Here is a 355-nt window from a genome sequence, read left to right as displayed (position 1 = left end):
CGATTCGAGGATGCAGTTGTCGGGTGAGGTCCATCAGCGCGGTGACACGAGCGCTGCCGGCGAGGAGTCCTTCTTGACGGAGTCGACGGCTGAGCGGCCCGGGGGTGATCGGTCGGCCCGGGTTCCTGGGGTCTGCCCCGAGTTTGGTTGACATCTGAACTGTGAGGATTCGTCCTCGCTGGAAGGATGTTCCTGTGGCAAAGCCCTATCCCCGAGAGTTCCGCGATGATGTCGTGGCCGTGGCCCGGAAGGGTCAAGCGCCGCTGGCGCAGATCGCGAAGGACTTCGGTATCTCCGAAGGCTCGTTGAGCAACTGGATGAAGCAGGCCGACGTCGAGGACGGCAAGCGTGCCGG

General features: G+C 63.9%; 1 protein-coding gene. It reads left to right on the top strand.

The genetic code is table 11. The annotated features are described in order from the left end of the window. Positions 1-194: 194 nt before the first annotated feature. On the top strand, positions 195-355 hold a 161-nt coding region (locus IU405_RS00745; RefSeq protein ID WP_197436737.1), incomplete at its 3' end, for a transposase.

This window comes from Polaribacter sp. BAL334, from assembly GCF_015767435.1.
Classification (GTDB): domain Bacteria; phylum Bacteroidota; class Bacteroidia; order Flavobacteriales; family Flavobacteriaceae; genus Polaribacter.
This window is presented reverse-complemented; position numbering and strand designations above follow the sequence as displayed.